At 32.6% G+C, this 23,611-nt stretch carries 17 protein-coding genes; 8 read left to right on the top strand and 9 right to left on the bottom strand.

Features of this window, described 5'->3' with window-relative positions; genetic code table 11:
- The first annotated feature begins 6 nt into the window (after positions 1–6).
- Positions 7–1,242 carry a rod shape-determining protein RodA gene (gene rodA, locus ACJ6WR_RS12645; RefSeq protein ID WP_039112499.1) on the top strand — a complete coding sequence of 412 codons (1,236 nt, stop codon included), beginning with the start codon at positions 7–9 and terminating at the stop codon, positions 1,240–1,242.
- 15 nt (positions 1,243–1,257) lie between these two features.
- Here the strand turns inward: rodA and ACJ6WR_RS12640 are convergent, their stop codons facing one another.
- Together ACJ6WR_RS12640 and ACJ6WR_RS12635 are read right to left on the bottom strand one after the other, a co-directional pair.
- Positions 1,258–2,085 carry a DNA/RNA non-specific endonuclease gene (locus ACJ6WR_RS12640; RefSeq protein ID WP_409415426.1) on the bottom strand — a complete coding sequence of 276 codons (828 nt, stop codon included), beginning with the start codon at positions 2,083–2,085 and terminating at the stop codon, positions 1,258–1,260.
- A 157-nt stretch (positions 2,086–2,242) separates the two neighbouring features.
- On the bottom strand, positions 2,243–4,432 hold the full coding sequence (locus tag ACJ6WR_RS12635; RefSeq protein ID WP_039112501.1) for a carboxy terminal-processing peptidase: 2,190 nt from the start codon (positions 4,430–4,432) through the stop codon (positions 2,243–2,245).
- Positions 4,433–4,645: 213 nt separating this feature from the next.
- Between ACJ6WR_RS12635 and surE the strand changes: the two genes are divergently transcribed.
- The 5 genes from surE (at position 4,646) to ACJ6WR_RS12610 (ending at position 9,839) form a co-directional block, all read left to right on the top strand.
- Positions 4,646–5,425, top strand: coding sequence for a 5'/3'-nucleotidase SurE (gene surE / locus ACJ6WR_RS12630; protein WP_039116881.1), 780 nt, complete (start codon positions 4,646–4,648; stop codon positions 5,423–5,425).
- A complete protein-coding gene (locus ACJ6WR_RS12625; RefSeq protein ID WP_039112503.1) occupies positions 5,418–5,711 on the top strand; it encodes a hypothetical protein in 294 nt (97 codons plus the stop codon). Before surE ends, ACJ6WR_RS12625 begins: the two co-directional genes overlap by 8 nt.
- Positions 5,712–5,791: 80 nt before the next feature.
- Positions 5,792–6,907 (top strand): lipid-A-disaccharide synthase, encoded by a 1,116-nt coding sequence (gene lpxB, locus ACJ6WR_RS12620; RefSeq protein ID WP_409415425.1) that lies wholly within the window; start codon positions 5,792–5,794, stop codon positions 6,905–6,907.
- A 24-nt stretch (positions 6,908–6,931) separates the two neighbouring features.
- Positions 6,932–7,414, top strand: a complete 483-nt coding sequence (locus tag ACJ6WR_RS12615; RefSeq protein ID WP_409415424.1) for a C40 family peptidase — start codon at positions 6,932–6,934, stop codon at positions 7,412–7,414.
- A gap of 388 nt (positions 7,415–7,802) precedes the next feature.
- Complete coding sequence (locus ACJ6WR_RS12610) at positions 7,803–9,839, top strand: ComEC/Rec2 family competence protein (protein ID WP_409415423.1); 2,037 nt, start codon at positions 7,803–7,805, stop codon at positions 9,837–9,839.
- A 139-nt stretch (positions 9,840–9,978) separates the two neighbouring features.
- On the opposite strand, the gene ACJ6WR_RS12605 is transcribed toward ACJ6WR_RS12610, so the two are convergent.
- The 6 genes from ACJ6WR_RS12605 to ACJ6WR_RS12580 all read right to left on the bottom strand — a co-directional run bounded on the left by ACJ6WR_RS12605 (position 9,979) and on the right by ACJ6WR_RS12580 (position 18,325).
- On the bottom strand, positions 9,979–10,434 hold the full coding sequence (locus ACJ6WR_RS12605; RefSeq protein WP_409415422.1) for a thioredoxin family protein: 456 nt from the start codon (positions 10,432–10,434) through the stop codon (positions 9,979–9,981).
- 254 nt (positions 10,435–10,688) lie between these two features.
- The gene (locus ACJ6WR_RS12600) at positions 10,689–11,156 is read right to left on the bottom strand and encodes a thioredoxin family protein (protein ID WP_409415421.1); all 468 of its coding nucleotides are present in this window, start codon (positions 11,154–11,156) and stop codon (positions 10,689–10,691) included.
- Between the two features lie 54 nt (positions 11,157–11,210).
- Positions 11,211–12,695, bottom strand: coding sequence for a peptide MFS transporter (locus tag ACJ6WR_RS12595; RefSeq protein ID WP_039116876.1), 1,485 nt, complete (start codon positions 12,693–12,695; stop codon positions 11,211–11,213).
- Positions 12,696–12,709: 14 nt separating this feature from the next.
- Positions 12,710–14,368 carry a peptide MFS transporter gene (locus ACJ6WR_RS12590; protein WP_039112510.1) on the bottom strand — a complete coding sequence of 553 codons (1,659 nt, stop codon included), beginning with the start codon at positions 14,366–14,368 and terminating at the stop codon, positions 12,710–12,712.
- Between the two features lie 76 nt (positions 14,369–14,444).
- A complete protein-coding gene (locus ACJ6WR_RS12585) occupies positions 14,445–16,121 on the bottom strand; it encodes a peptide MFS transporter (RefSeq protein WP_039112511.1) in 1,677 nt (558 codons plus the stop codon).
- A gap of 35 nt (positions 16,122–16,156) precedes the next feature.
- On the bottom strand, positions 16,157–18,325 hold the full coding sequence (locus ACJ6WR_RS12580; protein ID WP_323489928.1) for a S9 family peptidase: 2,169 nt from the start codon (positions 18,323–18,325) through the stop codon (positions 16,157–16,159).
- Between the two features lie 181 nt (positions 18,326–18,506).
- On the opposite strand from ACJ6WR_RS12580, the gene ACJ6WR_RS12575 reads away from it, so the two are divergent.
- A complete protein-coding gene (locus ACJ6WR_RS12575) occupies positions 18,507–19,823 on the top strand; it encodes a hydroxymethylglutaryl-CoA reductase, degradative (RefSeq protein WP_409415420.1) in 1,317 nt (438 codons plus the stop codon).
- Positions 19,824–19,981: 158 nt separating this feature from the next.
- Positions 19,982–20,899, top strand: a complete 918-nt coding sequence (locus ACJ6WR_RS12570; protein WP_409415419.1) for a GYDIA family GHMP kinase — start codon at positions 19,982–19,984, stop codon at positions 20,897–20,899.
- A 573-nt stretch (positions 20,900–21,472) separates the two neighbouring features.
- On the opposite strand, the gene ACJ6WR_RS12565 is transcribed toward ACJ6WR_RS12570, so the two are convergent.
- A complete protein-coding gene (locus tag ACJ6WR_RS12565; RefSeq protein WP_086894191.1) occupies positions 21,473–23,572 on the bottom strand; it encodes a peptidylprolyl isomerase in 2,100 nt (699 codons plus the stop codon).
- Between the last annotated feature and the right edge of the window lie 39 nt (positions 23,573–23,611).

Raw genomic sequence — 23,611 nt, 5'->3', positions numbered from 1 at the left:
TTCCTGATGAAAAATCAAAGTGTAAAAAATAATATTGACTGGATAAGTGTAATCATCTATATCGCATTAGTGGTAATGGGATGGTTAAACATATACTCATCTTCTCTATCCTCTACTGATGGTACTTCTGAGAAACAGCTGATTTTTATTTTGCTTACTATCCCTTTAATTTTTGTGGTACTTTTTGTAGATGGTAAATTCTATGAAAAATATGCCAGTATCATTTTTGGAGTTGCCTTATTATCACTAGTCGGATTATTCTTTTTCGGAAAAACCATAGCAGGACAGCGTTGTTGGTATGCCATAGGAAGTTTTACTTTACAACCATCAGAGTTTACTAAATCTGCAACTGCACTTGCATTAGCAAAATACTTAAGTGATACACAAATAAACCTAAAAGACGTTAACAGGCAAATACAAGCCCTTGCAATTGTTTTTTTACCTGTAATATTAATTCTTCCTCAACCCGATCCAGGAAGTGCCTTAATATACTGTATCTTTTTAATCGTATTATATCGCGAAGGTCTTCCTTCCTGGTATATATGGACTGGCTTTATAGCAATACTTTTATTTGTATTAACTCTTGTTTTAGAACCAGAATACGTAATACTCATATCCATATTGGTTCTCCTTATAATGCACTTTAAAAGCAGGGCTGTAGATAGGAATTTCATTTTAAGTGGTATATTACTTGCACTTATATCTGGCTTCGTTTTATCTGTAGATTACGTTTTTGACAATGTCTTTAAGCAACATCACCGAGACCGTTTTAATATCTTATTAGGAAAAACAGTCGATATGAAAGGTATTGGATACAATACCAATCAATCTGAAATTGCGATTGGATCTGGCGGATGGATAGGTAAAGGTTTCTTAGAGGGAACCCAAACCAAAGGAGGATTTGTACCTGAGCAACATACCGATTACATCTTTACTACGGTAGGAGAAGAATGGGGATTTGCAGGTTCTATAGTAGTCATCGCCTTATTTGTTGGACTATTTTTAAGAGTTATTTATTTAGCCGAAAGGCAAAAAACAAAATTTAGCCGCGTATATGGATACTGTGTTGCTAGTATTTTGTTTATTCACTTTTTTGTAAATATTGCCATGGTTATTGGTATTTTTCCAACTATTGGGGTTCCACTTCCTTTCTTCTCTTATGGAGGTTCAGGATTATGGGGATTCACCATTTTGCTATTTATCTTCCTAAAAATGGATGCTAATAAAGTAAATGAGTGGTAGCTTCAACCAAATAAACTAAAAAGCCCAAGCTTTATAATCTTTATTTTTCTCTAAACTATCCTCTATTTTATCATCTAGATGGGGAAAGAAATCTATGCCTGTTAATTTTTCGATACTATCTACCGAAACTACAAACTCGTACAAAGGTCTTTCACTTTTTTCATTTGGAACTAAAAATGCAATCATTTTGTATTTTCCATTAGACTCGTCTAATAGTACTTTATAGAAATATTTAGGCACTAGCACTTTTTCTTTTCCAATTGTAGTATTCGAGTCGGTAAGAACTCCGCCAGTTACCACATAAATATCATCATATTTTACAGCCCAATAACGTACTTTTTGCTCTAGCCTATTCCAAACTCCGTCATTAAATTCGTGTATTTGTGGTGAAATATTCGAGGTTAAAAAAGTATCTTCATACGCCTTTTTATCAAACTCCATATCTCCGGCTGGACAAAGGTGCCCTTTATCATAACCCGATTTTTTGTAATTACGCCAATCCGCAGAGCCTGTAGTTACTTTTGGGTCTTCATTAAAATAAGGCCTTTTAAAATCATTATTCTTGATATAGCTTTTCTTTAACTCGTAAGCAACCCATTCTGCTTGTTCAAACTTTTCATTATACGAAAGCGTGTAATAATCATGTTTTACGATTTGATTTGTTGTAGAAGTAGGCAAGTAATCAAACTCCGTATTATCGTCTTTATATAAAGCTGTTTCACCCTTTAAACTATCTTTTACATTAGAATCAGAACTATTGCTACCACTTCCTGAATCCTTTTTGCAAGAAGAAAGAAATACAACTGCAAAACCAACTAACAAAACTCTTTTTACAATTACCATAAAATCATTATTAAAACCTTAAATAGTGCTCGCATCATTTTACAAAAACACAAATCCAAAGTTAACTAAATGAATCCAATAAAAAATGCTCCAAAAATCATGATGATTTTTGGAGCATTTTATTAATTAACTAAAAATTTAATGCTTTTACTAAGCGCTATAATTTAGAAGCTAGCTTGTCTTTCTTTGATTTACCAGGAATCGAAGATTGCCTTGCACCACTTTTAGACTGTAAATCATCTAATACATTTATAGCTTCTTCTACATATATATCTTTTGCTAAAGCTTGATGCCAGCTTTCTCTTTTCTCTTTTAAAGAAGGATCTTTGGCCATCTCTGCAGTTTCGTATGGTAACGAAGTAAACTGTAAGTTATTTTTATAATCCGTAATTGGTTTATATTTTTTAGCTTCTGCCTCTACCTCTGTTTGAGTTTTCTTGAAATCATCTATATTCAAGCTATACGTATTCTCTTTACTTTTAGTATCAATCCATTTTGCATTATCCTCTATTAATTGGAATTGAGGATTTTGTGCGATACGCATTTTACTATTTGCAATAGCTTGGTTAAAATTAGAACCATTATTCCAAACACTATATTCTGCTGGATCTATTTTATCCCATGGCATAGCATTATCAATATCACGCTCACCCATTTTTAAGTAAGCATAACGATCTGGTGCAACAATATCACTACGCACACCTTCTAGTTGTGTAGATCCACCATTGATTCTATAAAACTTTTGAGTTGTAATTTTTAAAGCTCCTAAATCACCAAAATCACTACTACGAACAAACTGATTTAAATCGATAACGTTTTGAACTGTACCTTTACCGTACGTTTGTTTACTACCAATAATAACTCCTCTTTTGTAATCCTGAATTGCAGCAGCAAGAATTTCTGAAGCCGAAGCAGAGAAACCGTTTACCATAATTACTAAAGGTCCATCCCACTCTATCTTTTTATCACGATCGTAAAGAACTTCTTTTTTTCTACCAGCAGATTTAATCTGCACTATAGGACCTTGCTCAATAAATAATCCAGCAATGTCAACAACTGTAGATAAAGATCCTCCACCATCATCACGAACATCCAGAATAATACCGTTTACATTCTCTTTTTTAAGTCTTTCAACCTCTAGAGCAATATCTTTTCCTGCATCTCTACCATCTTTGTTTTCAAAATCGATATAAAATTTAGGCAAATAAATTACCCCATATTTCAATCCGTTTTTATCTACAATACTAGATTTAGCATACGTTTCTTCAATCTCTACAATATCTCTGATGATAGAAATTACTTTAATAGTTCCGTCTACTTTTTTAACTGTAAGACGAACTTCTGTTCCTTTATGTCCTTTGATTTTCTTAACTACATCGTCAAGACGCATACCCACAACATCTACAGGTTCATCAGTCCCTTGTCCTACTTTTATAATTAAATCACCTGCTTCTAATTCTTTACCTCTCCAAGCTGGTCCGCCTGAAATAAGTTCTGAAATTTCGGTAAAGTCATTTTTCTTTTGCAGTTTAGCACCGATACCTTCTAGTTTACCACTAATATTAACGTCAAAACGTTCTTTTTCTTCTGGCGCAAAATAACTTGTATGAGGATCAAAACGAGCCATGATAGAGTTTACATAAACTGAAAACCAATCACTTCTATCTAAATCTTTAATAAAACCAAAATATTCATCTAATGATTTTAATGAATTATCTCTAGTTTCTTTTTCTAAAGCCTCAAATGTTTTTGCTTTATAAGCTGGGTCTTTTACTTTCTTTTCGTCTTCGATATTCTCTTTGGTTACAAGAGAAGATAGTGTAGATAACTTAATTTGTTTTCTCCACTTCTCTACCAATTCGGCAGGAGTTTTTGCGTAAGGCGAATGCTCGTAATCTGTACTAAAAGTTTCGTTTACTTTATAGTTAAACGGATGAGCTAAAATAAGTTTGTATCTCTTTTTTCCCTCTTCCATTCTTTTCATCAAACGCGCATAAGTAAGATTAAAGAAAGTTAAATCTTTATTTACAAATTGATCATCTAATTGCAACTCATATCTAGAAAATTCATCGATATCTGCTTGCAAGAAAAATCTTTTGGATGGATCCAATGCTTCGATATAATCCTTATAAACTCCTTTAGAAAACTCATCGTTCATAACAGGAGGATTATAATGTCCTTTCTCGATTACAAAGGCAAGTAATTCCAAAAGCATCTTATCTTTATTCGGGTCTGGGTCTATACCTTTATCGCTATTAATTTTAAATGCAAACAATGTAGCAGATAAACAAATAACGGCTAGGATAATTTTATAATTTCGTTTCATAAATTTAATAATAGCATTCATCAATTTTTTAATCTAATTTACGGTAAAAACTATGCCAACAAAGTACGAGTCGTATAATTTTTTGTTAAAGATATAAATATAGTTTTTCTTTCAATTAATTAAAAGCTCGAAGTTCGCAAATTTAAGATATTTTGTTACTATTTTAAGAAAACCAGTTACTACATTTGCTAATAAAAACCCTACATACCTAATTTTTCCTTTATATTTTACAAAATGAATTCAAAAAAACCTTTGATCTTAGTAACTAATGACGATGGCGTTTCTGCTCCCGGAATTAGAGCTTTAATTAGTGTAATGTCTCAAATTGGCGAAGTTGTAGTTGTAGCGCCAGACAAACCACAAAGCGCAATGGGTCATGCCATCACTATAAACAGTACTTTATACCTAAATAAATTATCTAAAGAAGGAGATTTAGTTACAGAATACAGCTGTTCTGGAACTCCGGTAGATTGTGTAAAACTTGCAGTAAACGAAATTCTAAAACGCAAACCAGATTTATGTGTTTCGGGAGTAAACCACGGATCAAACTCCTCTATAAATGTAATATATTCAGGAACTATGAGTGCAGCTGTTGAAGCTGGTATCGAAGGAATTCCTGCAATAGGCTTCTCCTTATTAGATTATGACTGGAATGCAGATTTTGAAAGCATAAAATCTTTTATCAAAAAAATCACTCTTGAAGCACTGGAAAACAAATTACCTGAAGGAGTAGTTTTAAACGTGAACTTTCCGAAATTAAAAGAGAACGAAATCAAGGGAATTAAAATTTGTCGTCAAGCGAAAGCGCAATGGATGGAAAAATTCGATAAGAGAAAAACTCCATCTGGTAAAGATTACTACTGGCTTTCGGGCGAATTTGTAAACCAGGATAAAGGCGAAGATACTGATGAATGGGCACTTGAAAATGGTTACATATCTGTAGTACCAGTACAATTTGACTTAACGGCTCATCATACAATGCAACAACTTAATACCTGGAAATGGAATGAATAACTCAAGAAATAAAAAAGATTTACTTATAGGTTTTATCATAGGATTGATGGCTTCACTATTAGGAAGTTTTCTCTTTCTTACTTTACTTACTGATTTTGATGTTTCGAACGGAATGGAAAGCATACGAATCATAAAAAACTACGGATATCTGGGCAAAGTCATTACTCTGGGTTCTATTTTATCCTTAGTAGCTTTTGGTGTATTTTTAAAACAAAACAAAGAATTTAGAGCAAGAGGTGTTGTTTTGGCTGTTATCATATTAGCTCTTCTCACTTTATTAATTTAATTTATCTTTGCAATTATAAAGAAATTGTCATTCTCAATTTAATGACACCTTAGATAACTACCATTCGCAAAAACAAAAACATGAAATACTACATTATTGCAGGAGAAGCCTCAGGCGATTTACATGGTTCAAATTTGATGAAAGCCTTATATAAAGAAGACCCAAACGCCGATATTCGTTTTTGGGGAGGTGACTTAATGCAAAAAACTGGCGGAACATTGGTAAAACATTACCGTGAGCTCGCTTTTATGGGGTTTATTGAAGTTATCTTTAATTTAAAAACAATACTAAGTAATATTTCTTTTTGCAAAAAAGACATCTCACAATTTAAACCAGATGTATTAATTTTTATCGATTATCCTGGTTTTAATATGCGTATTGCAAAATGGGCAAAAGCGCTGAATTATAAAACTCATTATTATATTTCGCCACAAATTTGGGCTTGGAAAGAAAGTCGTATTACAAGTATTAAACACGATATCGATAAGATGTTTGTAATCTTGCCTTTCGAAAAAAGTTTTTACGAAGACAAACATCATTTTCCAGTAGAATTTGTTGGACACCCACTAATTGATGCTATTCATAACCAGCCTCCATTTGACGAAACGACATTCCGAAAAGAAAACAATTTAAGCGATAAACCTATTATTGCCATATTACCAGGAAGTCGCAAACAGGAAATCACCAAAATGCTTTCGGTTATGTTAAGCGTTGTAAATGATTTTAAAGAGTATCAGTTTGTTATTGCTGGCGCTCCTAGTCAGGATTATTCTTTCTACCAACATTTTATAACTAACGAGAACATAAAGTTTGTATCAAATAAAACATATGCTCTATTGCAATCTTCTACAGCTGCTTTAGTTACATCAGGAACGGCAACTCTGGAAACGGCACTTTTTAAGGTTCCCGAAGTAGTTTGCTACAAAGGTAGTTGGGCATCTTACCAAATCGCAAAGCGCATTATTACGCTTAAATATATTTCGTTGGTAAATTTAATTATGGATAAAGAAGTAGTTACCGAACTTATTCAAGATGACTGCACTCCTAAACGAATTAAAGAAGAACTAAACAAAATATTAGAACCTAATTACCGCAAAACACTTTTGCATAATTATGATTTATTAGAAGAAAAACTTGGAGGAATTGGTGCCAGTGAAAAAACGGCAAAATTAATTGTAGCCGATTTACAAAAATAATTCATCGGTTTAAAAAACATTGTCTTGAAAAATATATTATCCATTCTAGCCTTATTACTGTTATTTGCATCTTGTAAATCGACATCGTCTGTTACTACCACTAAAAAAGAAGAAAGCCCAAAAGCAATCGTTAAAGATTTAATTTATACCGCTTCCGAAAATATTGGAGTTCGCTATAAAGCTGGCGGAACTACTAATAAAGGTTACGATTGTTCTGGTTTGGTATTTACCACATTCAATTCTGAAAACATTAAATTACCAAGATCTTCATTTGAACAATCTAAAGTTGGAGAAGTTATTAATCGAAATAAAGCTAAAAAAGGAGATTTAATATTTTTTAAAACCAATAGAAGTTCTCAAATAAATCATGTCGGGTTAATTGTCGAAATTAATAATGACGAAATTAAATTCATACATTCCTCTACTTCCAAAGGCGTAATTATTTCGTCTACAAAAGAGCCATATTATCGTGATTCTTATGCGCAAGTAAATCGCGTTATCGAATAACCAAGAAGTAAATTAAATCTATATTTTTTCACTAACACAAACCTAACAGATTTTAAAAACCTGTTAGGTTACTCACGCAATTACCTTTGCTAAAGTTCAAAAAACTTTTACAAAGGTTTAAATAAATTTTTTAATCATGTAATAATGATTGTGCTCCAACGGTTAAAACCGTTGGCAATGTTTTTCACGTAGCATTTGTATTTGCAATCCCCAATCATGCTATTAGTTTGATTAACATCCTTTATTCACTATCCTATTTTAGATCATCGCTCACGGTTTCAACCGTGTGATACAAATTGCAATAATGACTACGCTCTGATAGGTTTTAAAAGTAAGCTCAAAATCTAAACAGGTGTTATTTCTTACAAAATTGTCGTATTTTAGCTACATGAAAGTACTACAATTTCCATTAGTAAGAATTACAATTAGTTTTATAATAGGCATTTTACTAGCTTATTATTTAAGTCTTTCCTTAACTTTTACGTTTGTACCCCTTGGTACAGCAACACTACTTTTTTGTGGCTTTTATTATTTCTCAACTATAAAACCAAAAAGAACAGCTTACTTTGGCATTGCAACCTATTTATTAGCATGTTGCATTGGTATAACAACTCAAACTCTTCATACTGAATCATTCCAAAAAAACAATTACTCTAATTACGAAGGCATCTATGATAAACCGCATTTAATAGATTGTATAATTAGTGAGAAATTAAAAAGCAACAATTACAGCGACAGGTATATTGCCAGCATAAACCAAATTGATCAAAAACCTGCTTCTGGTAAAATAATACTTAACATAAAAAAGGACAGCACAGGATTAAGTCTAGAAATCGGAAATTGTATTCGGGCAAAAGGTCTTTTATCTAAAAATAGCGCTCCCAAAAACCCCAACCAGTTTGATTATAGTAAATATTTAAATAACAAACATATCTATGCGCAACTGTATGTACAAAACAATGATATTGCTATTAGTTCTAAAATCGAGAAAAGCATTTGGTATTATGCAGCTCGAATGCGAACAAACATTATAAAGAATCTAGAGAAAAAAAAAATTAATAAAACCGAAATGAATGTTGCTCTGGCTTTAATTTTAGGCCAGCAACAAGATATTACGCCCGAAATTATCAAAGACTATCAATATGCAGGAGTAACTCATATTTTGTCCGTTTCTGGTCTTCATGTTGGCTATATATTAATCTTTATAACTTATCTCTTAAAACCGATTCCTAATACTAAAAAAGGCTCGCTGATAAAACTTATAGCACTAATAGTTTCTTTATTCTCTTTTGCTGTTATTTCAGGGTTTTCACCTTCAGTATTACGATCTGTAGTAATGTTTTCATTTGTAGCCTTAGGAAATCATTTAAGGAGAAGTGTAAACATTTATCATACACTATTAGTTTCTATATTATTGTTACTGCTTTTTGAGCCCGCTTTTTTATTTGATGTTGGTTTCCAATTAAGCTACTTGGCTTTATTTTTTATTATTTGGCTGCAGCCAATATTAAAAACAATCTGGAAACCAAAGCATAAATTCACAACTGCAATATGGAATGCCTTGACAGTATCTTTTGCAGCTCAAATAGGCACTTTACCACTATGTTTATATTACTTCCACCAATTTCCAGGATTATTCTTTGTTGCCAATATTGTAATCATACCATTTTTAAGCGTCATAATGATATTAGGAATTATAGTAATGGTTTTAGCAGCATTTGATGTTACTCCGCTAATTCTTGTCCAATTACTGGAGAAAAGTATATTCTATTTAAACAAAATCATAAATAGTATTGCTTCATTCGAAAGCTTTATTATTCGAGATATCTCGTTTAACACTTATCTATTAATTAGTTCTTTTTTATTAATCATTACTACAACTATTTGGTTCAAGAAACCAACTTTTACAAAGTTAGCATTCACTTTGACTTCATTAATCTTATTACAAATTACTTTTATAGTAAACAGAAAAGATACAGAAATTCAAGAAGAATGGATCGTTTATAATGTAGCCAGGAATTCGCAGATTACAGAACGAAAAGGCAACGATGTACAATTATTTACTACAGACACTTCCTCTAATAGCATCACTAACAATTACTCATTGACATCTTATTTGGTAGGCAATTTTGGAAAGTTAGCAAAAAGAGAAAAGCTTCAAAATATTGCTTACTTCAATAAAAATAAAATTCTGATTATAGATAGCACAGGCATATATCCTAAAGGAATAAAACCAGATATTTTAATGATTACACAATCATCAAAAATAAATTTTGAAAGACTATTAAAAAACACGCAACCCAAAATGGTTATTGCTGATGGCACAAACTATAAATCGATTCAGCACTATTGGAAGAAAACGTGCCTAAAAGAAAAAATCCCTTTTCATTCTACTAATGAAAAAGGATTCTATAAATTGAATTAATATAGTAACATTATTGTTTTAACCATATAAGAATTTAAGAAAAATAAGATTCAAATGGCACTCTTAAATGAACTCACATAACTTATATGGTTGGCTTTTTTAATCTTTATCAGGATTATAACTTCTTTTAAAGTAATATTTAAAATTCACTAGGATGCAAAAGCGCATTCGACTCCGAAATCCAAGCTTTTACTCCGCCTCCGCTATAAGCCATTTTACCAAGTGCCTGAAAAGTAGTTTTATTTTTTCTGATCACAGCATTAGCAAAACAAATCTCTGGAAGATCCTCAACTCCAAAAGCATTTTTGAGCTTAATATTTTGTTCCTTGTCACTATCTGAAATTTGACTATCTGATAAATCTAATTTTACTAAAACAACATTATCTCTAGACCAAAGTGCGAAGTCCAGCGTTCTCATTATTTCGTTTTGTAAGTTATCGGCTAAATTATTTGCAGTAAACAAAATCAACATTGGTTTTTTTAATTGGTTACTTAATTCAATAGCGTCATTAATATTTGTTTTCCAAACTAAATTCTGCGATTGCATTGTAATAAATCCTAAAAAAAACAGGGATACAAGTAGTTTTTTCATCATATTAAATTTGGTTTTTGGTTAGTTAAGGTAAACGAAATTAACATTTAATTTTAATTATCCAAATTATTTTATAACTAAAAATATATTTTATGTTTTTTTATAACTAATATTTTAAACATACAATAAAAAACCAAAATTCAGAATCCAAAAACCAAATGAATTACCTTATAAACAGCAAAAAGCTCTTTCCGTATAAAACGAAAAGAGCTTCTTTTATTTATTGATAGTTACTAGAAACTATCTAAATCATTTAATTATTTCTTAACCGGATTAACTATCCCGTCTGCAACAGCAAGCCAAGCCGTAGGTCCGCCAGCTACATATCCTGTAGTACCAAGCCCTTGAAAATTAACTTTTCCGTCTTTGTTCTCCGCTTTAGTAAAATAAACGGTTGGAAAACCCTGAATTCCAAAAACCTGTTGCAATTCACTATTTTGCGCCTTAACTTCTGGAGTTTGCGCTATTCTTCTAGGAAAATCTAATTCAACCAAAACAACATTATCCTTTGCCCATTTGTTAAACTCAGGTGTTTTTAAAACTTCGCTTTGCAAACGAATACACCATCCGCACCAATCGCTACCAGTAAAGAACAACAACATTGGTTTTTTCTCTTTGTTACTTACAGCAATTGCTTCTTTTACATCTGTATACCATTTTAATTCTTGTGCTTCAACAGCAAAAGAACCCAACATAAGTAACAATGCAATAAATATCTTTTTCATCTTGTTTTTATTTTTTTTTCAAATTTAAGGAAAAAATGAACTAGAAAATATTTTCTATTTTACTTCTTGCATTAATTTTTTAATCAATGGAGTACTTACAATTAAAACAACACCTGCTATAAGCGAATAAATTGCTAAATGATAATATCCATCTGTGTAAGCAAGTAACTTAGACATTAATGTAGTTCCTGTATTTGCATTCGACATTTCTGAACCCAATTTTCCGGCTGCAAACTGTCCAAATGCACTTGATAAAAACCATAATCCCATCATCATTCCAAAAAGTCTTTTAGGAGACAATTTAGTAATAACCGACATTCCGATTGGTCCAATACATAATTCCCCAAGTGTATATACTAAATACCCTAAAGCAAATACATTAAGTGAACTCAATCCATTTGGATCAACAAAGAAACGAGCACTATAAAATATGAAGAATCCAGCCGCAAGAAGAATGAATGAGAATCCAAATTTCACAACTGTATTTGGCTCAATTTTTCTCTTATAAAGGAATATCCATAATAACCCGATTAGCGGACTAAAAATAATAACGTATAAAGAGTTAATACTATTATTAACTACGTTTGGATCAATATTAAAGAACAATAACTGACTAGACAAGTTATCTTTTGCAAACAATGACAATGATCCACCCGATTGCTCAGAGATTGCCATAAACATAAAATATCCGAAGATAAAGACAAATGCTGCAAGCAATTTATATTGTTGGTTACGATCTTTAATTCTTAGTAATTCATACAAGAAATATAAAAGAGCAACGGCACCAATAGTGTACATGAAATATTCTGTAAAATCAGAATTTATCACCATTATATAAATAAGTGGAATTGCTAATAACGAACCTATATATACTCCAATTTCATATGTATTACGTTTTTTTGGAGTAAATTTCTCTAATGGAGAATTACCAATAGGCGCTAAATGTTTCTTTGTTAATAGAAAAGTGATTACACCAATAATCATAACAATAGCAGCAGAAAGGAAACATAAACTCCAAGAGTAATTTTTTCCTAAATAAATAGGAATTGCTCCTCCTAACATTCCACCAATGTTGATACCTGCATAGAACATTCCGTATCCAGCATCTCTACGCCCATCATTTTCATGATACAACTCTCCAACCATAGAAGAAACGTTTGGCTTAAAAAACCCTGTTCCAATAATCGACAGCGTAATACCGTAGTAGAAAAAATCATGTGGCGAAGCTGCGATAATCAAGTTTCCTATGATCATAACGATTCCACCAAAAAGCAACGATTTTTTAAATCCCAAAATTTTATCGGCAAAAATACCTCCAATAAAAGTAAAAGCATATACAAATGCCTGTATGGCTCCATATTGCAAATTTGCTTTTCCTTCTAATAATCCTAATTGGTCGACCATGAAAAATGCCAAAACACCTCTCATACCGTAAAAGCAAAAACGCTCCCACATTTCGACTAAAAACAAATACCATAATTGCTTTGGGTACTTGCCTTTAAAATTTTGTATTTCATCTAAAGTAATACTATGTTCCATTTATTTATAAATAATTAATTGATTCCTTTTTCTTTCATCACCTTGTTGAGTTGCTTTACCAAAGCAAACATCAATATAGTTGCAAACATCAACAATGCAAAATTCACCCAAAAAAAGTTGGCTTTATTATCGTATGTATCCCACATACTCGCTAAAACTCCACTTAGTTTATTCCCTATCGAAGTTGATAAAAACCAACCTCCCATCATTAAGGAAGTAATATTAACGGGACTTAATTTAGACACCACAGATAATCCCATGGGACTCAAAAATAGCTCCCCGATTGTTATGATTCCGTAATTTGCTACCAACCACCAAGCACTAACCTTCTCTGCTCCATCATTTCCAATTTCTACAGCAGCAATCATAACTAAAACTGACAGCGCCGAAATTAATAAACCAAAAGCAATTTTCGTAGGTGTTGATGGTTCTTTTTTTCTTGCTCGTAAAAAAGAGAAAAAAGCAACAATCAATGGCGTTAATATAATTACCCAGGCTGGGTTAATAGACTGACTTAAATTTGTTGCCCAAAGATGCACTTTGGCTCCTTCTTCAGGTAATTTTTCTGGAGCAACATTCCTAAAATACAACGGATAATCCTCTACTTTTTCAACAACTCCATTTACTTTTTGCAAACGGAACTGATCATCATAAAGCTCTGTAGATACTTTTTTATACTCAACTTCTTTTGCTAATTTTACGTTACCTACAATCTGTCCAGCAGTTCCAGTAACTTCTCTATCTGTATAACGGTCAGCCCAAGTTGTAAGCGCCGAACCATTAAGCTTAAATACTGCCCAAAATAAAATCACCACTGCAAAAATTGCCAACAAGGCACCAATCGGACGTTTGTCTTCTACTTTAGCCTTAAAATAAAGCGATCCATAAAAGAAGATTATCGGAATACAAGCAAAAATAAATGCATCTGTACTATCTGATCCAAAGATATAACTATCCGGATTAGCTTCTGAAGTAACTCCTTTTAACAACCAACCTATTGCACCAAAAACAAATGAAGGCAATAAAATAAATAAGACAATTTTATAAAACGGCATATCTCCTTCTTGTACTCCCTTTTTCTGATCGTGTCCAACATAATGTTTTGTACCTAATAAAAATACAATAACACCTATAAACATACCTACACCTGCAGCCATAAAAGCCCAATGCCATCCTAAAAGAATTTGCAACGCAGCACCAAAGAAATTACAAATAAAAGCCCCAACATTAATTCCCATATAGAAAATATTGTAACCTTCGTCTTTTTTATCTTTATATTCTTCATTATTATAAAAACTCCCTAATAAGGTAGAAATATTTGGCTTAAAAAAACCATTCCCTACAATAACCAAAGTCATAGCAATATAAAGCACCGTGACATCATGTACCCCCATAAGGAAGTAACCAATACCCATTAAAATCCCACCAATAACAATAGATTTTTTATACCCTAAATATCTATCAGCAATAAGACCTCCAATAAAAGGCGTTAAAAAAACCAATGCAATAAAAGTTCCATACAAATCAGAAGCTTCTTTTTCGGTCATTGCAAAACCTTCTTTTACATCTTTAAGATATAAAGTAAAAATTCCAATCATTAAATAATAACCAAAACGTTCCCACATTTCAGATAAGAACAAATAAGGCAATGCTTTAGGATGTTTTTTCCACATAACTATAAACTCTTTAAAATTAAAATTACCTACAAGTCTAAACCTGTAGGTAATTTTTATATATTATTATTATTTTTTATCTAACACCGTGCATCATTTTCTTTAAAACCGGAGACAGTGCAAACAAAATTATAGCCGCCAATCCCGTTAAAATAACAAACACCATGAAGAACTCGAATAAGTTATGTATTTCGAAACCTGCAAAAACAGGATTATGATCATTGATATGATGCTCTGCCAATAACTTTAATTGAGCCGCAGTTGGCGTAATAGTTTTATCCAGAACAGCCTGTAAATCTATACCAAGCTCTTTAGCTTTTACAAATTTATCTCCTGTTGCAGGCAAGATAGAACCTAAAGTACCACCTAAAGCATAACCAGAAGCATTAGATAAGAAGAATACTCCGTATAATAATGAAGAGAAACGTTTTGGCGAAAGCTTACCAACCAAAGACAATCCGATTGGAGACAAACAAAGCTCAGCACAAGTATTTAATAAATATAATAAAATCAACCATTTGATAGCTAACAATCCTGAAGTTCCAATTACTTTAACCTGAGTAGCAATCATGAAGAAACTTATTGTAATAATCAATAAACCAAAAGCAAGTTTTACAGGCGAGATTGGTTCTTTACCTCCAGCTCTTAATTTATCCCATAAAATACTAAAAGGAACTGCAAGAACTACAACAAATAAACCATTAAAGATTTGTACCATCGAAGCAGGCATTGCCCATCCAAAGAAGTTTCTGTCTGTTTGGTTATCTGCAATAAAAGTTAAAGATGAACCAGCTTGCTCAAACGCAGCCCAGAAGAAGATAATAAAGAAAGAAACGATGTAAATTACAAAAATACGATCTCTTTCAATTTTTGTTAAAGAAGAGTCAGAAACGATTAATCCTGCTAATGTCAAACCACTTGAATAAATCAAAGTATAAATTAAGTTTTGACCAAAACCAAAATGAACAATTGCACCTATAACGAAAAATGCTACACCGGCAACTGTCAATGCTGTTTGAGAAAAGTTCGCTTTTTGAGATTCACCTTCTTCAAAATCTGCAGCAACATTTTTAGACGGTAATCCACCTAAAGGTCTTCCTTCTGGAGTAACCACATATTTATTCTTTAAGAAAAAGAAAAGCATTGTTCCTAAAAACATTGCTATCGAAGCAGCAAGGAATCCCCATTTAAAAGCGTGAATATCTCTAACTCCACCTGTATCTCTTACATCTCCTAATAAAGGACAAATAGATTGCCCAAGAAAAGCACCTAAATTAATACCCATATAGAAAATAGTGAAAGCAGTATCAAGCTTACTTTTTTCTTGTTTAGGATATAAACTTCCTACCATACTAGAGATATTTGGCTTAAAGAAACCGTTACCAAAAACGATAACTCCCAATCCGCAATACATTATAATAGTAGCAAAATTTAAATCAGAACCAAAAACACTGGCACTAGTAAACAATAATAATTGTCCAATCGCCATCATAAAACCACCAAGAAGAATACAGTTTCTGTTTCCGAAAAAACGATCTGCAATAAACCCTCCAAGCATTGGTGTAAGGTAACAAAGACCAAGAAAACCTCCATAAATTAATGAAGCATCTTCTTCTTTCATCAATAATGAATTTACAAGAAATAAAGTCAATAAGGCTCGCATGCCATAAAAATTGAATCTCTCCCACATCTCGGTTCCAAACAATACCCAAAGCCCTTTTGGATGCGCCGTTTTTACTTCTGTTTCTTTCATATTATTCATTATTATTTAGGTTTATTAGTTTTATGTTATAGGTTCTCCTTGATAAAGTTAGTCATTTTATTATAAAGCTGAATTCTTGTTTTTCCGCCATAAATACCGTGATCTTTGTCTGGATAAATTTGCGAATCAAATTGTTTATTAGCCTGTATTAAAGCTTCCATCATTTGCATTGAGTTTTGTACGTGTACATTATCATCCGCAGATCCATGAATTAAAAGAAACTTCCCTTTTAATTTATCTACATGGTTAATAGGAGAGTTATTATCATAACCACTTGCATTCTCCTGAGGAGTTTGCATATATCTTTCAGTATAAACCGTATCATAAAATCTCCAGTTAGTAACAGGAGCAACAGCAATAGCCATTTTAAACACATCGTTTCCTTGGAAAATACAGTTCGAAGCCATAAAACCTCCGTAACTCCATCCAAAAATTCCAATTCTAGAAGCATCAACATAAGGATACGCACCAATTACTTTAGCAGCATCAATCTGATCTTCAACTTCATATTTCCCTAATTGCAATTGAGTTACTTTCTTAAAATCAGCTCCTTTAAAACCTGTTCCTCTACTATCCACACAAGCAACGATATAACCTTGTTGCGTTAACATTTCAAACCAGTAATCATTAGAGTTATTCCATTGGTTTGCCACTTGCTGAGATCCTGGTCCTGAATATTGAAACATAAAAACAGGATATTTTTTAGCAGGATCAAAATCTTTAGGCTTTAAAATCCAAGTATTTAATTCGTTTCCTTTAGCTGTTTTCAACACAAAAAACTCTTTAGTAGCAAGATTATAGCCTTTAAGTTTAGAAGCCAATGCCTCATTGTTTTCTATTACTTGTAATTCTTTACCGGCTTTAGCATCGTTAAGAGTATAAGTTGTAGGCTGAGAAGCGCTTGAGAATGTGTTAATGTAGTATTCAAAATTCGGGCTGAAGGTTGCCTTACTAGTACCTACGTTTTTAGATAAACGTATTTTATTTTTTCCGTCAAGTGCAATTCGGTAGATATCACGATTGATTGACCCATTTTCTGTAGATTGATAAAAAACAGTTTTAGTTTTTTCATCAAATCCGTAATATGAAGTTACTTCCCAGTTTCCTTTAGTAACCTGATTTTTAAGTTTTCCAGTTTTATCGTATAAATAAATATGATTAAAACCATCTTTTTCGCTAGTCCAGATAAAACTATTATCCTTTAAAAATGTTAAGTTATCAGTAACATCTACATAAGCTTTATCTTTTTCATTAAGAACTACTTTCGAAGTTCCCGAAGTACCATCTACAAATAATAAATCCAAATTATTCTGGTGACGGTTTAACACCTGTGCAGATAAGGTATTATTATCATTTGTCCATTGCATTCTTGCAATATAAAAGTCGTTGTAATTACCAAGCTTAACCTCTTTAGTTGCATTTGCAGCCGCATCATATATATGTAAAGAAACTACTGCATTTTTCTCTCCAGCTTTAGGATATTTAAATGTTTCGATTGAAGGATATAGATCTGTCTTGAAAATTGACATCGAAAATTCTGGAACCATACTTTCGTCAAAACGAATATAAGCTACTTTCTTACTGTCTTTACTCCAATCAAAAGCCCGCACAAAAGCAAATTCTTCTTCATAAACCCAATCCGTAATACCATTAATTACAGAATTTTTCTTTCCATCTGTTGTAATCTGAGTCGATTTCTTCGAAACTACATCATAAACATAAAGGTTATTCTCTTTTGCGTAAGCGATTTTTTGTCCATCAGGCGAGAATGTCGGCTCCTGAACCTGAAAATCAAAAAGCTTAGTTAACTCTTTAGTACCTATATTATATAAATAATAATCTGCTGTAAACGAGTGACGGAAGATTTTTTTAGAATTACAAGCTAACAAAATCATTTTTTCTGATGCATCAAAAGTATAACTATCAATCATCGGTAAACTTCTATGATCTTTAGTATCGATTAAAGTTGCTCCTTTTTTTAATGTAGCATAATCATACAAATCTATCTGCATGCTTCTACCAGCTCTATCAAAATTCAGTACAGTATATTGATTTGTATTGTGTAGTGACTGTAGTTTAAACATTTCTTTAGCTCGAAATGTTCCATTAAAAATATCATCTACAGTAATTTTTTGTTGACCAAAAAGTGTCACACAAAAAAATAAAAACAATGCGGTAAGTTTGTTAGTATTCATACAATTGAGTTAAATATAAAAAAGAGCCCAATTTTAGTGAAAAAAATACACATAATATACTTTTTGTATGTTAAATGTTAAGAAATTGGTTTTTCATATTATTTAATGTCCATAATTACATTATAAACAAATCCGTTAAAGTGGTATCTTTGCAGCAATACTACCATTTAATCTACTGAGAATGAACAACACGGTTTCTGGATTTTCTAAATTATCCAAAGAAGAAAAAATAAACTGGATTGCAAAAAAGTACTTTTCGACACCCGAAGAAGCAGTTTTTTTACTTAAAAATTACTGGAATGCTGACGAAAAAATACAGAAATTACATGATGAATTCATCGAAAACACCATAACCAATTTTTATATTCCACTTGGTGTAGCTCCAAATTTCCTCATCAACGACAAATATTCCACAATTCCAATGGCAATTGAGGAAAGTTCTGTTGTTGCAGCAGCTTCAAAAGCAGCTAAGTTTTGGTCAACAAGAGGTGGGTTTAAAGCTACAGTAATCAACACCGAAAAAATTGGTCAGGTACATTTTACTTTTAATGGAGATGTATCAAAACTGAATTTATTTTTCGCACAAACCAAAAGCAAGTTTTTTAGCGATACCGAAAGCATCACTAAAAATATGCAACAACGCGGTGGCGGAATTCTGGATATTGTTCTAAAAGACAAAACCAATTTATTACCAAATTACTTTCAGCTTCATGCTACTTTTGAAACCAAAGATAGCATGGGAGCCAATTTTATAAATTCGTGTTTAGAGCAATTTGCCAAAACACTAAAAGAAGCTTCTCAAAAATATGAATTATTCACCGAAGCCAATGAAGAAGTAAAAGTCATCATGAGCATCCTTTCTAACTATGTCCCAAATTGCGTAGTAAGAGCCGAAGTTTCTTGTCCTGTCGAAGAACTAGCAGAAAAACACATCCCGAATCCTCAAGAATTTGCAGAGCGATTTGTTCAGGCAGTTCAGATTGCCGAAGTAGAACCATTTCGTGCAGTAACACACAACAAAGGAATCATGAATGGTGTCGATGCAGTAATACTCGCCACAGGAAATGATTTCCGTGCAGTCGAAGCTGGAGTTCATGCATACGCATCCCGAAACGGACAATATTCAAGTTTATCTCATGCTAAAATCGAAAATGGAATTTTCACATTCTGGCTAGACATTCCCCTTGCTATAGGAACCGTTGGCGGACTTACATCTTTACATCCGTTAGTTAAATTTTCATTACAAATGCTCGAGAATCCATCGGCACCAGAGTTAATGCAAATCGTTGCCGTTGCAGGATTAGCGCAAAACTTTGCCGCATTGCGTTCCTTAACAACAACAGGAATTCAGGAAGGACACATGAAAATGCACATCAATAATATCATCAATCAATTTGCTGCCAATGACGAAGAACGTCATCTAATCAAAAATCACTTTAAAAACAACACCATCTCACATAGTGCCGTGGTAGATTTTATCGAGAACTTAAGAAAATAATTTAATTGTCAACCTGAGCGGAGTCAAAGAACAACTAAAGGAGAATTAAAGTGAGATCTTTTTTTCCCAGAAGCCATCTCCCGCTGTACGCTATATCTTTATGTTTTTAAAGGAAAAACATAAAGGATACCGCTACCATCAGGGCTAAAAACAAATGCATGAAAACAACTTTTTACAGTAACGGAAAACTTTTAATAACAGGAGAATATTTAGTATTAGATGGCGCTAAAGCCTTTGCATTACCTACTAAATTCGGACAAAATTTAATTGTTGCCAAAGGAGAAAATCAAGAAATACAATGGAAAAGTTACGATGCCGATAGCCACGTTTGGTTCGAAGACATTATAACATTTGCCGAAATAATAGACAATCCCGAAACCGAAACCGAAACTGTAAAAACAACATTAATAAATATTCTTCACGAAGCCTATTTATTAAATCCAGAATTTATAACACAATCCGAAGGATATCAAATAAGCACACAACTTACATTTCCTAAAAATTGGGGCTTAGGCACATCATCAACATTATTAAACAATATTGCCCAATGGACAAAGATCGATGCTTTTACATTGCTTAAAAATAGTTTTGGAGGTAGCGGATATGATATTGCCTGTGCACAAAACAACACTCCTATATTATATCATTTACAACAAGACTTACCAATTGTCGAAAAAATAGCATTTAAGCCAGAGTTTAGCCAGAATCTACACTTTGTGTACTTAAACAAGAAACAAAGTAGCAAAGCAGCTATTTCTGCTTATTACAACAATAAGAATAACAACCTTGCCAAGATAATTACCAACAACGACAAAATCACACAAACAGTTATACAAGCCAAAACTGGAAAAGAATTTGCAAAAGCACTAGCAATACACGAAGCCGAAATGAGTAACGTATTAGAAATGCAAACTATTAAAGAAAGACTCTTTCCTGATTTTGATGGTGTAATTAAAAGTCTTGGAGCTTGGGGAGGCGATTTTGTAATGGCAATATCCAAAGAAGACCCAACTGAATATTTCACAACTAAAGGATACGAAACAATAATCCCTTATAACGAAATGATATTGGCATAAACCAAATTACAAATATTTGATTACTAAATACAAACCTTGCTATATTCTAGCAAGGTTTTTTTATTTTTTAGTTATTATAATCAATACAAAATACCTAAAAGGATTTTAACAATAGACAAGTCTTTAACTCATAATCTTGTTTTAGCCACAAACTTGTCTTTCTGACGAAGGAAGAATCTCCGCAAGAAACTAACACAAAGCTTCCAAAAAATACTGAGCTACTATCGGAGATTCTTCCTTCGTCAGAAAGACAAAATTGAAGAGTTTCTTTGCAAAACTAATAGTACTCTTGCTGGCGCGAGCGCAATGTCATTAAGTTAAGGAAAAACAGAGAAAAATGATTGATGATTTTTGATTAACGATTTTTGATTTCAGATTTATGCAACCACTTGCTGGCGCGAGCGTCCCACTCGTGAACACAATCAAAATAAAACTAAACGGACTCGAAGCCCATAACTTCTAATACAAACAAACCTACAAGGTTTTAAAAGCCTTGTAGGTTAAAACAAAAAAAATCCCGAAATAAACATTTCGGGATTTTTTAATATAATCTTTTATTTAAGTCGTAATAAACTAGTAGCTAAAGTTAGCTCTGTTATCAACGATTTTAGCATTATCTTTTAATGCAGGAAGAATTCTGCTTACATCTTGTGCACTTTGAGCTTTTACCTGAGCAACATAAGCTGCATGGTCTTTTAAAGCTGGTGCTTTTACAGTACTAACGTTTTTAACAACATATACTCCTGTATTACCTTCAATTGGAGCAGAAAGTTTACCTGCTGCCAAAGCAAATGCATTACCAACAACTTTTGGCTCTTGACCAACACCACCAGGTAAAATTGGGTTATTCATCGTTACATCTGTAGCTTGTTGTACAGCTACTCCAGCATTTTTAGCTACTGCTTCGATAGTCGCACCTGTCATTTTAGCTTTTAATATTTCAGCTTTTTTCTTGTTTTTAAGAATTGGCTCAACATAAGGTCTTGCAACATCTACAGATACTAAACCTGTTTTGTTAACACTCTTAAGTTGTGCAATAACGTGACCAACATTTGATACTTCAAAACGTTTTACATCACCTTTGCTTGTTTCTTTATCAAAAGCCCATCTTACGATTGTTCTTTGGTTTCCTAATGGACCAAAGTTTTCATCCATAGCTTTTACAGTAGCAGGAGCTGCAACCGTTAATTTCATTTCTTTTGCAACTTGATTAAAGTCTTTATCAGCAGCATCCATTTCAAATTTAGTTGCCTGAGTAAATGCTTTATCAGATGTAGCTTCAGAAGCTTCGATTTTTTGAGCAATAGTTGCTAAACGAATACCATCTTGTTTATCTGTAATTTTGATGATATGAAATCCGAAAGGAGTTTCTACCAATCCAACTTTTCCAATTGGGTTACTGAAAACAAAATCATTAAATGGTTTCACCATTTGGTTTTGACCAAAATATCCTAAATCACCACCTTGTTGTGCAGATGAATCATCAGAAGCTGTAAAAGCTAACATTAAGAAACTATCTGGATTTGCATTTACTTGAGCCAAAATTTCTTCTGCTCTAGCTTTTGCTTGTTCTTTAGTTCTTCTTTCTTTTTGGTTTGGAACTTGAGTTCCTTCATAGCTAATTAAGATATGACTTGCTTTTGCATTAACTCCAGCTTTAAAACCTAAAGATTTAGAAATACAGTAGTATTTACCAAAAACATAAGGACCGTAAATTTCACCTGGAGCAAGACTGAATAATTTATCAGCATCAACAGCTGGTAAATCTTTCTTAGCTACATAAGTAGAATCGTAAGGTACATCTGAATTTGAATTTACAAAGTCAGCAACATTTTTAGCCGATTTAAATCCTGGCAAAGTATCGTTTTTACCTGTTTTTTGGTTGTAAACAACACTTCCAGATAATAGAGCAGTTATTTTAGCTTTAATATCAGCTTCATCTTCTTTAGACGCTTTATCTTCAATTAAAACATATTGAACCTCACGAGTTTCATCTGCTTTAAATTTCTTTTCGTCTTTTTTCATGAAATCTACAATCTCAGAATCAGTTACTTTTACATCACTGTCTTTAATAGAAGAATATAAACCAGCAGCAAAAGCAAAGTTAACTTTGTTTGCTTCCATTTCATATTTCAATTTACCTTCAGCTACAGTTGTATAAAGACCTGCTTTAATCAACGTATTGTATATTTGGTATTTTGCATTCAAATCTGCATCTTTCTCTCTATCTTTTAAGAATTGAGCTTGCTCAGGATTTGCTTTAAAATATTCTTTAAATTTTGCTACGTCAAACATCCCTGCTGCATTTAAGAACATTGGATTTTTTCCGATATTTTGGTCAGCTTTTAAAACCTCAAGTAAATGTTTTTCACCTACTCTTAATCCTAGTTTATCAAATTCAGATGATAACAAAGCAATAGAAACTTCTTGATCCCAAACTCTGTTTGCAGCTTCAGTGGAAGTTATTCCTTGCCCACTTTTCTCAACACTACTTACTTTGATTCTAAAATCCTCAAATGAGATATCTTTCCCATTGATGCTTCCCACGTCTTTTGAACTTTCGCCCATCCCTCCTTTACTGAAAAGATCTTGAATGATAAATGCGAATAATGCAAGTGCAATAGCGCCTATCAATAAAGCGGAACGTTGTCTAATTTTTGCTAAAACTGCCATTTTTATTGTTGTTAATTTTATATTCAGTTTGCGAAAATA

The organism is Flavobacterium sp. PS2 (assembly GCF_046250155.1).
In the GTDB taxonomy this organism is placed as follows: Bacteria; Bacteroidota; Bacteroidia; order Flavobacteriales; family Flavobacteriaceae; genus Flavobacterium.
This window is presented reverse-complemented; position numbering and strand designations above follow the sequence as displayed.